The organism is Campylobacter sp. US55 (assembly GCF_004378955.1).
Taxonomy (GTDB): domain Bacteria; phylum Campylobacterota; class Campylobacteria; order Campylobacterales; family Campylobacteraceae; genus Campylobacter_D; species Campylobacter_D jejuni.
The window spans coordinates 227,826-241,405 of record NZ_RYYF01000001.1; the positions used below are offsets into that span (position 1 = coordinate 227,826).

Here is a 13,580-nt window from a genome sequence, read left to right on the forward strand (position 1 = left end):
GCAAAGACTTAGTAAAAATACAAAAAAGAATCAGTTTATTTTTATTTAAATTTTGCTTAAAAGCAAAATTTAAATAAATTTTACAACTTCATCAAAACTAAAACGATTTTTTTGAGAATTTTTTTCATCGTTGCAATATCCTAAAGCTACTACCAAACTTGATCTTTCTTTTTGAATATCAAGTGATAAATAAGAATCAAGCTTTTCTTTATCAAAACCACCTATAGTGCAGCTTGCTATATTTAAAGCATTAGCACTGTAAAGTATGCTAGCTAGAGCTATATGAGCTTGTTCTCTTGCATAAGATATTTTTTGTTCTTGATTTAGAGATTTTAAAAAAGGCATATAAGTATCTAAGCGTTTTTGAATTTCTGTTTCACTCATATCTCTTTTTCTAAGTTTTTCTTCAAAATAATCCAAAAAATCAAGTCTTGAAATGATGATAATTAATGCAGCACAATCTTTTACATGTTTTTGTTGATTGCAAATTTTAGAAAGTTCTTCTTTTCTTTTCTCATCTTGTGCTACTATAAATTTCCAAGGTTCCAGTCCTAAGGAGCTGGGGCTTAATCTTGCTATTTCTAAAATAGAATTTAAATCCTCTTTTTTGAGTTTTTCATTTTTAAAATTTCTACAAGAATATCTTGTGCTAAAAATTTCAAGTTCTTTTTTCATTATTTTTCCTTGTAAAATTCGACGACTTCATTAAAATTTAAGCGTTGAGTAGAATATTTTGGTTCATGGGCTTTATATCCTAAGGATAAAATTACAGCAGTTTCAAAAGGATAAGTTAAATTAAGAAAATTATCAACCCTAGCTTTTTCAAAGCCACCTATCATACAAGAATCAATACCTAAGCTCATTGCAGCTAGCGACATTTGCATCATAGCAAGATAGCATTGAAGTTGTGCATAATGATAGAGTTCATTATCATTCATTGCATTGGTTTTATGGGTGTAAATTTCTAAAATTTTTTGAAAATTTTCTTCACTAGAACCTGAGAAGCGACGCACTTGTTTTTGTGCAAATTCATCTTTGCTTTGAAGGTCTTTTCTTGCTAGAAAAATGATATTATGACTCGCACTTGCTACATTTTGTTGATTGTAACATAGAGTTGAGAGTTTAAGATTATGTTCTTTTTGTTCCAATACTACAAATTTCCAAGGCTCAAATCCATGTGAGCTTGGGGCTAAGACTCCGCTTTCTAAGATAAAATGCAAATCCTTTTCATTGATTTTTTTATCATTAAAAAGTTTACAAGCTCTGCGTTTTGAAATTAGTTCTTTAAAATTCATTTTATTCCTTAAAATCAAAAATAATAATATTAATTATAAAATGCAAAGCTTAATCAAAAATATTATAGTTTGATATTTTTCTTAAAAACAAAACCGGATTTTTCAAAACCCATTTTTTGGATATAAAATTCATGAGCTTGTGTTCTAAAAAAACTTGAACTTAGTTCTAATTCTTCATATCCTTGATTTTTTGCCCAAATTTGGATTTTTTTCAAAAAAGCTTGACCTATACCTTTTCCTCTTAAGGTTTCATCTACGACAAAATCACAAATATAAAGACAATGATTATGATAAAGTACATTAAAGGGCATGACTCCACAAGCTGCTTTGTAGCTTCCCTCATTTTCATAGGCAAAAAGTTTATAATGTTGAGTTTGTGTAGCAAGTTGGAATTTATCTAAAAAATCTTTCAAAGATAGGTTATTTCTTAATTGTTTTATCAAGGGATAAATTTTTTCCAAGTCTTCTTTTAGCTTAATTTCTTTCATTGTTTAAATCCCTTAAATTTCAAAAATCTCAGGTTTTAATTTTAAAAGTAGGCAAAAAGTTGCCAAAACAGCTTGTTCTTGCATAAATTCACGATCTCCATCTAAATAAAGCGTTTCTTGGATAAAAGTTCCATCTCTAAACATTGCACCTATATAAATAGTGCCTGATTTTATTTTTCCCTCATCTTTTTCGCCAACTACTCCGCTAATAGCTAAGGCAAAATCAGGATTAGCTGTTTTAAAAATACCTTTTAGCATAAAATAAACACAACGTTCACTGTATTCGCCATTATTTTCTAAGACGCTTTCGCTAATTCCAAGCCATTCGTGTTTGATGCGGTTGGAATAACTTATAATAGATCCTTCAAAAATTTCACTTACACCTGAAATTTTGGTTAAGGTACTTGCACAAAGTCCACCTGTGCAACTTTCAGCAAAAGAAATTTTTAATTTTTTTTCTAAAAGTTTAGAGCTTATAAAATGTATAGGATCTTTACCTAAAAACACCTTTTGTCCAAAAAGATTTTTTACGCTATTTAAAAAACCATCAAGTTTTCCAAAATTAGCGCAAGTGGCCTTAATAAGCACGAGATTATCTAAAAGCTTGGTTGATTTTATACTTATCTCATAAGATTTTGTTAGGGTTTGCAGTAGCAATATAACGCTTTCATCATCCATGCCAAAAATGCAAAAATATGCAAAATTTAATTTTATATGCCCAAGAAGATCAGGTAATTTTTCGCTTGGATTTATTTTAACGACATTGATTTTTGAATTTGAAAAATTACACACAAAGCTATTTTTACTAAATTCTGCTTTATCTGGAACCAAGGTACCATCTTTTAAGATAAGATTATCATCATTTAAAGTTGCTAAAATTTTAGCAACAGTCGCATAATGCAAAGGGCTTGTAAATAAAGTGATAAAATCATACTGATTTAAGAGATTTTCAAGTAAAAAAGGTAAATCTTTATCGGTTTTATTTTGTATGCGAATTTCGTTAATTTCTTTAAATTTTTCTTCATAAGTTCTATAAATATAATTTTTGAATTTTTCGTTTATAGTAAGCTCATCTCCTATAAGATAAAGCAAATGTTTCATAAATTTTCCTTTTTTTCTTATAATTATAGCCAAAAACAAAGTAGAAATTAAAGCTAATTTGAGTAGAATTTAAGATTATTAAAAATTAGGTGGAAAAAATGGACTACAAAGAAACTCTACTTTTGCCCAGTACTAGTTTTGCTATGCGGGCGAATTTAGCGGAACTTGAACCGCAAAGATTTAAAAAATGGTTTGAGCAAAATTATGCTTATGAAAAAATGAAAGAAAATCGCAAAAATGCGAAAAAAAGTTTTACTTTACACGATGGCCCCCCTTATGCTAACGGACATATCCATATAGGACATGCTTTAAATAAAATTTTAAAAGAAACTATTATCAAAACACATTATTTTAAAGGTGAGAGTGTGCGTTTTACTCCAGGGTGGGATTGTCATGGTTTACCTATAGAACAACAAGTAGAAGTAAAGCTTGGAGAAAAGAAAAAAAGCTTAAGCAAAAAAGAAATTCGTGAGTTTTGCAGACAACATGCGAGTGAATTTGTAGATATCCAAAGAGAAGAATTTAAAAATTTAGGCATTATTGCGGATTGGGATAAGCCTTATTTGACTATGAAATTTGAGTTTGAAGCAGCGATTTATAGAACTTTATGTGAGATTGCTAAAAAAGGCTTACTTTGCGAGCGTTCTAAACCTGTTTTTTGGAGTTGGGCGGCAAAGTCAGCTTTAGCGGAAGCTGAAGTAGAGTATCAGGATAAAGAGGATTATTCTATCTTTGTGGCTTTTGATTTGGATGTAAAAGCTTGCGAAAAATTAGGCGTATCAAAAGCAAGTGCAGTGATATGGACAACTACACCTTGGACTTTGGTGGCTAATCAAGCTATAGCCTTAAATCCTAATGAAAATTATGTGATCACTAAAGAAGGTTTGATTTTTGCTAGTGCTTTACTTAAAAGTATGGTAGAAAAAGGACTTACAAGTGGAGAAATTCAAAAAGAATTAAACGCAAAAGAATTTGAAAAACTTGAAGCTATCAATCCTTTAAATGGAAGAAAATCTGTTTTAATCATGGGTGAACATGTATTGATGGATGGTGGAAGTGGGCTTGTGCATACTGCACCAGGACATGGCGAAGATGATTATTATGCATGTTTGAAATACGGTATTGAAGTTTTAATGCCTGTTGATGATGGTGGATGTTATGATGAAACTTTAAGAGCTAAAGAGCTTTTGCCTTCTCATTTGCTTGAAGAGTTTATAGGTCTTCATATTTTTAAGGCCAATGAAAAAATTTTAGAACTTTTAGGCGAAAAACTTTTACATTCTTCTAAATTTATACACTCTTATCCGTTTTGCTGGAGAACACACAAGCCTGTGATTTATAGAGCTACTAAACAATGGTTTATTTTAATGGATGAACCAAAACTTCAAGGAAAAACTTTAAGAGAGTGTGCAAAAGAACAACTTTTAAAAACAACTTTTTATCCGCAAAGTGGGGTAAAAAGAATAGGTTCTATGGTGGAAAATCGCCCAGATTGGTGTATTTCAAGACAAAGGGACTGGGGAACGCCTATAGCCTTTTTTAGAGATAAAAATACTAAAGAAGTGATTTTTGATGATGAACTTTTTGACTTTGTAGCAGCTATTTTTGAAAAATACGGCGCTGATGTGTGGTGGGAGTTTGAAATCAAAGATTTAATTCCTACAAATTCAAAATACAAAGCTGAAAATTTAGAAAAAGTATATGATATTTTAGATGTTTGGTTTGATAGTGGAAGTACTTTTAATGCGGTTTTAAATAGTGGACTTTATGACGCAGGAGAAAAAAGAGCAAGTATGTATTTAGAAGGAAGCGATCAACATCGGGGTTGGTTTCAAAGCTCTTTGCTTGTAGGTACAGCGATCAATGAAAGCGCACCTTATGAAAGCATTTTAACTCATGGTTTTACCACCGATGAAAAAGGGCAAAAAATGTCTAAATCTAAAGGCAATGTGATCGCTCCTGAATATGTAGCAAAAACCTATGGAGTTGAAATTTTAAGACTTTGGATACTTTTAAGTGATTATTCAAGTGATTTAAAAATTTCAGACAATATCTTAAAACAAGTAGGCGAACAATACCGCAAAATAAGAAATACTATAAGATTTTTACTTGCCAATACAAATGACTTAAAAGATTTAGAAGTTAAAGAATTTAGTTTTATTGATAAATGGATATTAAGCCGTGCAACCAAAGTTTTTAAAGCAAGTAAAGAGGCATTTTTTGCTTATGAATTTGCTAAAGGTTTTAGTTTGCTTTTAAATTTTTTAAGTGCGGATTTAAGTGGGATTTATCTTGATATCAGTAAAGATAGGCTTTATTGCGATAGTGAAAATGCCCAAAGAAGAAAATCTGCTCAAGTGGCTATGGCTTTGATAGCAAAAGAGCTTTTAAATTTACTTGCTCCGAATTTAAGCTATAGTGTAGATGAGGCTCTAGAACATGCTAATGTTTTAATTAAAGGTGATGCAAAAGATGTATTTGATCTAAGTTTAACTCAAGATTTTGATTATGATTTTGGTATAGATGATACATTTTTAATGAGTGCTAGAGAGAAATTTTTTGAACAAATTGATATACTTAAAAAAGATAAAATCATTAAATCTACTTTGGAATTAAATTTAAACATCAGTTTTAATAAATTCCCAAATGAGGAATTAGCCGATTGGTTTATGGTAAGTCAAATCAGCAATGAAAATGAAGAAATTTTGGCTGAATTTGAAGTAGAGAATGAGAAATTTAAAATCACCAAAGCTTCACTTTGTAAATGCCCAAGATGTTGGAAACTTCAAAGTAAAAATGAAGAAACACCTTGTTTAAGATGTGAAGAAGTTTTAAAAGGAGTTCAATGCTAGAAAATCCGATTCCAAATAGTATTATCATCACAACTATAGCGGTGGTTTTGGCTTTTAGTGCTTTAGCAGTATTTTTGATCAAAAAAACAAAGGAAAATAAATGATAACTTTAAAAGAAGCTTTAAAATACTCCAAAGAAGAACTTGAAAATTTAAAAAAAGAACTCAATGAAAAAGCAAAAAAAGAAAAAAAATTAGGTGCTTATATCGAACAATTTTTAGATAAAGACTTAAGTGTTTCAGGTGAAGGTGTGCCTGTAGCTATAAAAGATAATATCAGTGTAAAGGGCTGGGAACTTACCAGTGCAAGTAACATTTTACAAGGTTACATTGCTCCTTATGATGCAAGTGCGATTGTTAATTTAAAAGCTAATGGTTTTTCTCCTTTTGGGCGTTGTAATATGGATGAATTTGCTATGGGAAGTTCAACAGCGAGTTCTTGTTATGGAAAAACTTTAAATCCTTTAAATTTTGAGCGTGTTCCAGGTGGATCAAGTGGTGGAAGTGCTGCTGCGGTAGCGGGTGGCTTGGCTTTGGCAAGTTTGGGTTCTGATACAGGAGGATCTGTACGCCAACCTGCGGCTTTTTGTGGTTGTGTAGGATTTAAACCGAGTTATGGAAGAGTGAGTCGCTATGGTTTGGCTTCTTATTCTTCAAGTTTGGATCAAATTGGGGTTTTAACGCAAAATGTAGAAGATGCGGCAATTTTATATGATGCGATTGCAGGATATGACAAAATGGATAGCACGAGTGCAAATATCGAGTTTATCAAAACTGCTCCAAATTTAAATGCAAATAAAAAATTAAAAATCGCAGTGATTGAAAATTATGTCAATGATGCAGATAGTGAAGTAAAAAACGCACTTTTAAAAACCATAGATATGTTAAAAGCTAATGGACATGAGATTGTATATAAAAATTTGCTTGATTCTAAATTTGATATCGCAGCGTATTATATCATCGCAACAGCTGAAGCAAGTGCAAATTTAAGTCGTTATGATGGGGTGCGTTATGGCAAGCGTTCTGAAAATATCCAAAATTTAAAAGAAATGTATGTAAATACACGCAGCGAAGGTTTTGGCGAAGAAGTGAAAAGAAGAATTTTGTTAGGAACTTTTGTTTTAAGCAGTGGATATTATGATGCGTATTATATCAAAGCACAAAAAGCTAGAGCTTTTATCAAGGCAAAATATGAAGAAATTTTGCAAGACTGTGATCTTATTTTTATGCCTGTAACTCCTACAACGGCTTTTAAATTTGATACTCAAAAAAGCCCTATGCAAACTTATTTAGAAGATGTTTATACTATCTCTGTAAATTTAGCAGGACTTGGAGGCATTAGTGTGCCTGTTGCAAAAGATAAAGAAGGGCTTAATATATCAGCACAACTGATTTGCAAAGCTTATGATGAACAAACCTTGTTAGACGGGGCTTTAAGTTTAGAACAAATGATTGAAAATTAAGGATGAAAGATGAAAATTGTAAAAAGAGCTTTAACTTTTGAAGATGTATTATTGCGTCCTGGGTATTCTGAAGTTCTACCTAAGGAAGTAAAAATTCACACTAAACTAACAAAAAATATCACTTTAAATATGCCTTTAATCTCTGCGGCTATGGATACAGTTACTGAACACAGAGCTGCTATCATGATGGCAAGACTTGGAGGACTTGGAGTGATTCATAAAAATATGGATATAGCCTCGCAGGTTAGAGAGGTAAAAAGAGTGAAAAAAAGCGAAAGCGGAGTGATTATCGATCCTATTTTTGTAAGTCCTAAAGCAAGTGTTGCGGAAGCTTTAGAAATTATGGCAGAGTATAGAATTTCAGGTGTTCCTGTAGTAGATGAAGATAAGAAACTAATAGGCATACTTACCAATCGTGATTTAAGATTTGAGAGCGATTTTTCAAATTTGGTTGAAAATGTTATGACTAAAATGCCTTTAATCACTGCTCCAAAGGGTTGTACTTTAGATGATGCGGAAAAAATTTTCAGTACCAACAAAGTAGAAAAACTTCCTATAGTTGATGAACAAGGACGCTTGGAAGGACTTATCACTATAAAAGATCTTAAAAAACGCAAAGAATATCCTGATGCCAATAAAGATAATTTTGGAAGATTACGCGTGGGTGCGGCTATAGGAGTAGGGCAAATGGATCGTGTAGATGCTTTAGTTGAGGCAGGCGTTGATGTTGTTGTGCTTGATTCTGCGCATGGACATTCTAAGGGTATTATTGATACAGTAAAAGCGATTAAAACCAAATATCCAAATTTAGATCTTATCGCAGGAAATATCGCTACTGCAGCCGCAGCAAAAGCACTTTGTGAAGTAGGAGTAGATGCGGTTAAAGTAGGCATTGGGCCAGGAAGTATTTGTACTACGCGTATTGTTTCAGGTGTGGGTGTGCCTCAAATTTCAGCCATTGATGAGTGCGTGGAAGAAGCAAATAAATTTGGCGTTCCTGTGATAGCTGATGGCGGGATTAAATATTCAGGTGATATCGCAAAAGCTTTAGCCGTAGGTGCAAGTTCTGTTATGATAGGATCGCTTTTAGCTGGAACAGATGAGAGTCCAGGAGAGCTTTTTACTTATCAAGGAAGACAATATAAGTCTTATCGTGGTATGGGCTCACTTGGGGCTATGCAAAAGGGAAGTTCAGATAGATATTTTCAGCAAGGTACTGCTCAAGATAAACTCGTTCCTGAAGGTATAGAAGGGCGTGTTCCTTATGTGGGAAGTATAAGAAGCGTGGTGCATCAACTTTTAGGAGGTTTGCGTTCTTCTATGGGTTATGTTGGGGCTAAAGATATAGAAGATTTTCAAAAAAGAGCTGAATTTGTTGAAATTACTACTGCAGGGCTTAAAGAAAGTCATGTGCATGATGTTATTATCACTCATGAAGCACCAAATTACAAGGTCAATCATCAATGAGTTTTGAAGAAAATTTAAAACACGCTAATGAATCTTTGGAAAAATTAAACAATCAAGAGCTTGCCTTAGATGAAAGTGTAAAAATTTATAAAGAAGGTTTAGAGAGTATCAAAAAAGCAAGACTTGAGCTTGAAAAAGCAAAATTAGAAGTGGAGCAAATCGATGAGTAAAATAGCGGCTTTACAGTTTCCAACTTTAGCTTTAAGTGAATCAAGGCTTGATTATTATCTCAAAGCTTCAAAAGACAATGGGGCAAATTTGGTAGTTTTGGGCGAATATGTGATCAATAGTTTTTTTACAGAACTTTTACACATGCCAAAAAATATGATAAAAGAACAAAGCGAGGCTAAAAAAGAAAGCTTGATTAAACTTGCTAAAAAATACGAATTAGAAATCATCGCTCCTTATGTTAGCGTTGAAGCTAAAAGTTATAAAAAACTTTGCTTAAAAGTTACTCCAAATGGTGTTAAAAGTTATGAACAGCAAATTTTAATGCCTTATGAACATTGGAATGAAGAAAAATTTTTCAGCAACAAAACTCCATCGGAATTAAAAATTTTTACTTTTAATTATGAAAAATTAAAATGTACTTTGCTTTTTGGTTTTGAGACGCATTTTGATATTTTTTGGCAACAGATTATGGCGAAAAAAATTGATTTGGTTATCGTTCCTAGTGCTTGTACCTTTGAAAGTAAACAAAGATGGGAAGAACTTTTAAAAACAAGAGCTTTTTTAAATTCTACAAGCATTTTAAGAGTAAATCGCATAGGTAAAACAAAAGATGAATGGAATTTTTACGGCGATACTCTGTTTATCAATGCTTTTGGCGAGATAGAAAGTAAATTAGGTTCTGAAGAAGAAATGCTTATTATAGAGCCTAAAAAAAGTGATGAAGCAAGAAAACTTTGGGGTTTTGATAAGATAATAAAAGAATTTAAAAATTAAATTTATACTTATAGATTTATAAGTTTATAAAAGTTATCTAGAGCTGATAGAAGCTAAGGTTTATATTTTCTTTTTAGTAAAAAAGTGCTAAAATTTAGCCTTTAAAGTATAAAGGTTTAAATGATGCAAAATATCCATTTTATCGGCATAGGCGGTATAGGAATTTCCGCTTTAGCAAGATTTTTAAAAGAAAAAGGTTTTAAGATTAGCGGAAGTGATCTTAAAGAGAGTAAAATCACTAAAGAACTAGAAAAAGAAGGGGTTAAGGTCAGCATCCCTCATCATAAAGACAATATTTTAAACAAAGATTTAGTTATTTATTCTGCTGCTATCAAAGAAGAAAATCCTGAATTTAAACATGCTAAAGAATTAGGCATTAAATGCCTTTCACGCAAGGAGGCCTTACCTCTTATCTTAGAAGATAAGCGTGTTTTTGCAATTGCAGGAGCACATGGAAAAAGCACGACTTCAAGTATTTTAGCTTCTTTACTTGATGATGCTTCTGTGATCATCGGAGCGATTTTAAAAGAATTTGGTTCAAATATGATTTATAAAGAAAGTCAAAACCTTGTTTTTGAAGCTGATGAGAGCGATAGTTCTTTTTTAAATTCAAATCCTTATTTGGCTATAGTTACCAATGCGGAAGCAGAGCATTTAGATCATTATGGTAATGAAGTTTCAAAACTTCATCATGCTTATACCCAGTTTTTAGATGTGGCTAAAATTCGCGTGATTAATGCTGAAGATGAGTTTTTGAAAAATTATAAAAATGAGTCAATCAAGCTTTATCCAAGCAAAGATATCAAAAACTGCACCATGTGTATAGAAAATTTCAAACCTTTTACAAGCTTTGAGTTAAAAGATTTAGGTGAGTTTAAAGTTTTTGGTATGGGATATCATTTAGCCCTTGATGCGTCTTTGGCGATTTTGGCGGCTCTAAATTTTTTAGATATAGAAACGATAAGAACTAGGCTTAAAAATTATCAAGGTATTAAAAAGCGTTTTGATATTTTACATGCTGATGAAAATTTGGTTTTAATTGATGATTATGGTCATCATCCTACTGAAATAAAAGCGACTTTAAGTGCAGCACAAGAATACGCAAAATTAGGTGGATATAAAAAAATCACAGCTATCTTTGAACCTCACCGCTATACGCGTTTGGCTGCAAATTTAAAGGAATTTGCAAAGGCTTTTGAAGGTGTTGATGAGCTTGTAATTTTACCTGTTTATGCTGCAGGAGAAGAGCCTATAGAGCTTGATTTAAAAGCAGTTTTTCCTAAGGCTTTATTTGTAGAAGATATCAAAAGAGAGGGTAAATTTTTAGTAGCTTCTAAGGGGCAGGTTTTTGAAGAAGGGCTTATTATAGGTTTTGGTGCAGGAGATATCAGCAACAAATTAAGGCAAAAGAATGAGTAGGGTTTTTTTATATTTTTTAATTATTTTAATTTTAGCCTTAATCACTTTTGCTTTGCGTGAAAAATTAGGCAAAAAAACCAAACCTTTTTTTGGTATTTTACTTGTGATTTTTATTGTTTTAGCAGTATTTTTTGAATTTGAAAATACGCAAAAAAGTCATTTAAGAACAGATATTATCGTAGCTTTTAATCAAAATAAAAATATTTTATGTAAAGATATTAATGTTTCTAAGGCGTATTTTAATTATGAATTTGGAACAGGAAGTTTTATTTCAAAGGATAATAATCAAAGTTTTAATTCTTTAATCATAGATATTAAAGATTGTAGGTTAAATGATGAATGATGCAAAAGAAGAATTGATCTCAAAGCTTGATTTAAACAGCTATTTAGAAGAGTTTAAGGCCCTTTTTGCAAGAGATAAAGAGATTTTTTTACAAGGAGATTCTAACCTTCATTTTAAACGCATACATGAGCTTTGTGAGGTGGAATTTCCTACTATGCCAGAGCTTAGCAATCTTGATAAAGCCTTAGTGCATTTAAGCAAGCAAGGAATTTTACATTTAGATGAAATTTTTGAATTTGTAAAAATTTTTCGTTATTTTGAAAAGTTAAAAAAAATAAAACTAGGAACAAATTTAGACTCTTGGTTACAAAAGATAGAATTTGTTAGCGGGGCTTTGGAGCTTTGTTTGAATTTCGATGAAAAAGGGGAATTAAAAGAAAGTTTAGACGAAAGACTTGTAAATCTTAATGCCGCTTTAAGATTGAAAAACGAAAGCATAATAGCTGAGTTTAAGAAATTTTGCTATACAAAAGCTTTAATGCCTTATCTTATCGATACACAAATCCATCTTATAAACAATCTTGAAGCCTTGCTTGTAAGAGGCGGGTTTAATCACGCTATTAAAGCAAAAATCATAGGTAGAAGTAGTGGCGGTGGCTTTTATATCGTGCCTTTAAGTGTTGAAAATTTGCAAAATGATATAGAAAAAATCAAAAATCAAAAAGAAGAAATTTATTATGAATACGCTAAAAATTTCTCAGCTTTTTTAGCAAAAAACCTACCTTTTTTAAAATTTATCAATACAGTCTTTGATCTTTTTGATCATTATAGTGCTAGGGTTTTGCTTGCTAAAAAAAGGGATTTTGAATTTGTTTTGTGTGATCAAAGTACGGATTTAGTGCTTAAAAATTTCGCTCATCCTGCCTTAAAAAATCCAAAAAGCGTGAGTTTGGAATTTAAAAAACAAGTTTTAATCATCACAGGGGTAAATGCAGGTGGAAAATCCATGCTTTTAAAATCCATGCTAAGCGCAGCATTTTTAGCTAAACATCTTTTGCCTATGCATATAAAAGCAAGTGAAAGTAAAATCGGTACTTTTAAAGAATTTGATGCCATCATAGAAGATCCGCAAAATGTTAAAAACGACATTTCAACTTTTGCAGGAAGAATGTTGCATTTTTCTAGGCTTTTTTCTAAGAAAAATTTGCTTTTAGGTATCGATGAAATAGAGCTTGGAACAGATTTTGAAGAAGCGGCTTGTTTGTATAGTGTGTTAATTTCAAAACTCATAGCTAATAATCTTAAAATCATTATCACCACACACCACAAACGCCTTGCCATGCTTTTAGCAAAGAATGAGCAAGTTGAACTCATCGCTGCTTTATATGATGAAGAACTTTCACGCCCAAAATATGAGTTTTTAAAAGGTACTATAGGAAAATCTTATGCCTTTGAAACCGCTTTGCGTTATCAGATTCCGCCGAATTTAGTTAGCGAGGCTAAAAAGCTTTATGGCGAGGATAAAGAAAATTTAGAGGAACTTGTAGGTAAAAATATCAATCTTGAATTAGAACTAAAAGCTAAGCTTGAAAATGTTGAGAAAAAAGAGCAAAAAGTCGATGAAATTTTACTTTCTTTAAAAGATCAAAAAGAAAAAAATGAACAAGAATTTCGTACGAGTTTGAGAAATTTAGAATTTAAATTTCACAAAGCCATAGAAGAAGCTAAAAAAACTATACAGCTTAAAGACACAAAAGATAAGCAAAGAAGTCTTAATAAAGCCAATGAGCTTAAAAAAGAAATCATTTTGCCAAGTATGGAGCAAAATGAAGAATTGCGTGTGGGGGATTTTGTAAAATATGAAAAAATTAAGGGTAAAATCATAAGCATTTCTAAAAACGATGCTATGGTTGAAAGCGATGGGATCAAACTTCGTGTGCCTTTAAAACTACTTAAAAAAAGTGGTGCAATGCCAAAAAAAGTAGCAAAAACAAGTATAAGCGTAAGTAAACCAAGCAATTTAAGTGTAACTTTGGATTTGCATGGACTTAGGAGTGATGAGGCTATTTCAAGGCTTGATAAATTTATTTCAGATGCTTTGATAGCGGGATTTGATGAGGTTTTGATCTATCATGGCATAGGAACAGGAAAGCTTGCCTTTGCTGTAAGAGAGTTTTTAAAAACCCATAAAAGTGTCAAGGGTTTTAATGACGCACCGATCAATCAAGGTGGCTTTGGTGCTAAGGTGGTAAAATTATAAGGAAATAA

At 31.8% G+C, this 13,580-nt stretch carries 13 protein-coding genes; 9 read left to right on the forward strand and 4 right to left on the reverse strand.

Annotated elements, in window-relative coordinates; translation table 11 throughout:
• Positions 1 to 69 precede the first annotated feature (69 nt).
• From ELQ07_RS01180 to ELQ07_RS01195, 4 genes are all read right to left on the reverse strand, one after another.
• Entirely contained in the window at positions 70 to 675 is a 606-nt protein-coding gene (locus ELQ07_RS01180; RefSeq protein WP_134224628.1) for an NAD(P)H-dependent oxidoreductase, read from the reverse strand.
• Entirely contained in the window at positions 675 to 1,295 is a 621-nt protein-coding gene (locus ELQ07_RS01185) for an NAD(P)H-dependent oxidoreductase (protein ID WP_002869051.1), read from the reverse strand. Before ELQ07_RS01185 ends, ELQ07_RS01180 begins: the two co-directional genes overlap by 1 nt.
• A gap of 62 nt (positions 1,296 to 1,357) precedes the next feature.
• Entirely contained in the window at positions 1,358 to 1,783 is a 426-nt protein-coding gene (locus ELQ07_RS01190; protein WP_002856557.1) for a GNAT family N-acetyltransferase, read from the reverse strand.
• A 12-nt stretch (positions 1,784 to 1,795) separates the two neighbouring features.
• A complete protein-coding gene (locus tag ELQ07_RS01195) occupies positions 1,796 to 2,884 on the reverse strand; it encodes a CinA family protein (RefSeq protein WP_134224629.1) in 1,089 nt (362 codons plus the stop codon).
• 98 nt (positions 2,885 to 2,982) lie between these two features.
• Here ELQ07_RS01195 and ileS point away from each other — a divergent pair, with 98 nt between their 5' ends.
• From ileS to ELQ07_RS01240, 9 genes are all read left to right on the forward strand, one after another.
• The gene (gene ileS, locus ELQ07_RS01200) at positions 2,983 to 5,736 is read left to right on the forward strand and encodes an isoleucine--tRNA ligase (RefSeq protein WP_134224630.1); all 2,754 of its coding nucleotides are present in this window, start codon (positions 2,983 to 2,985) and stop codon (positions 5,734 to 5,736) included.
• Positions 5,730 to 5,840 carry a membrane protein gene (locus ELQ07_RS01205; protein ID WP_002869114.1) on the forward strand — a complete coding sequence of 37 codons (111 nt, stop codon included), beginning with the start codon at positions 5,730 to 5,732 and terminating at the stop codon, positions 5,838 to 5,840. The genes ileS and ELQ07_RS01205 overlap by 7 nt, the downstream gene beginning before the upstream one ends.
• Positions 5,837 to 7,198 (forward strand): Asp-tRNA(Asn)/Glu-tRNA(Gln) amidotransferase subunit GatA, encoded by a 1,362-nt coding sequence (gatA, locus tag ELQ07_RS01210; protein WP_070317092.1) that lies wholly within the window; start codon positions 5,837 to 5,839, stop codon positions 7,196 to 7,198. Before ELQ07_RS01205 ends, gatA begins: the two co-directional genes overlap by 4 nt.
• A gap of 9 nt (positions 7,199 to 7,207) precedes the next feature.
• Complete coding sequence (gene guaB, locus ELQ07_RS01215) at positions 7,208 to 8,665, forward strand: IMP dehydrogenase (RefSeq protein WP_134224631.1); 1,458 nt, start codon at positions 7,208 to 7,210, stop codon at positions 8,663 to 8,665.
• The gene (gene xseB, locus ELQ07_RS01220; RefSeq protein WP_002853034.1) at positions 8,662 to 8,835 is read left to right on the forward strand and encodes an exodeoxyribonuclease VII small subunit; all 174 of its coding nucleotides are present in this window, start codon (positions 8,662 to 8,664) and stop codon (positions 8,833 to 8,835) included. Before guaB ends, xseB begins: the two co-directional genes overlap by 4 nt.
• A complete protein-coding gene (locus ELQ07_RS01225) occupies positions 8,828 to 9,610 on the forward strand; it encodes a carbon-nitrogen hydrolase family protein (protein ID WP_088303551.1) in 783 nt (260 codons plus the stop codon). The genes xseB and ELQ07_RS01225 overlap by 8 nt, the downstream gene beginning before the upstream one ends.
• A gap of 120 nt (positions 9,611 to 9,730) precedes the next feature.
• The gene (gene murC / locus ELQ07_RS01230) at positions 9,731 to 11,029 is read left to right on the forward strand and encodes a UDP-N-acetylmuramate--L-alanine ligase (protein WP_079861523.1); all 1,299 of its coding nucleotides are present in this window, start codon (positions 9,731 to 9,733) and stop codon (positions 11,027 to 11,029) included.
• Positions 11,022 to 11,372, forward strand: a complete 351-nt coding sequence (locus ELQ07_RS01235; RefSeq protein ID WP_002869116.1) for a membrane protein — start codon at positions 11,022 to 11,024, stop codon at positions 11,370 to 11,372. Before murC ends, ELQ07_RS01235 begins: the two co-directional genes overlap by 8 nt.
• Entirely contained in the window at positions 11,362 to 13,572 is a 2,211-nt protein-coding gene (locus tag ELQ07_RS01240) for an endonuclease MutS2 (RefSeq protein WP_074469264.1), read from the forward strand. The genes ELQ07_RS01235 and ELQ07_RS01240 overlap by 11 nt, the downstream gene beginning before the upstream one ends.
• The last annotated feature ends 8 nt before the right edge of the window (positions 13,573 to 13,580 follow it).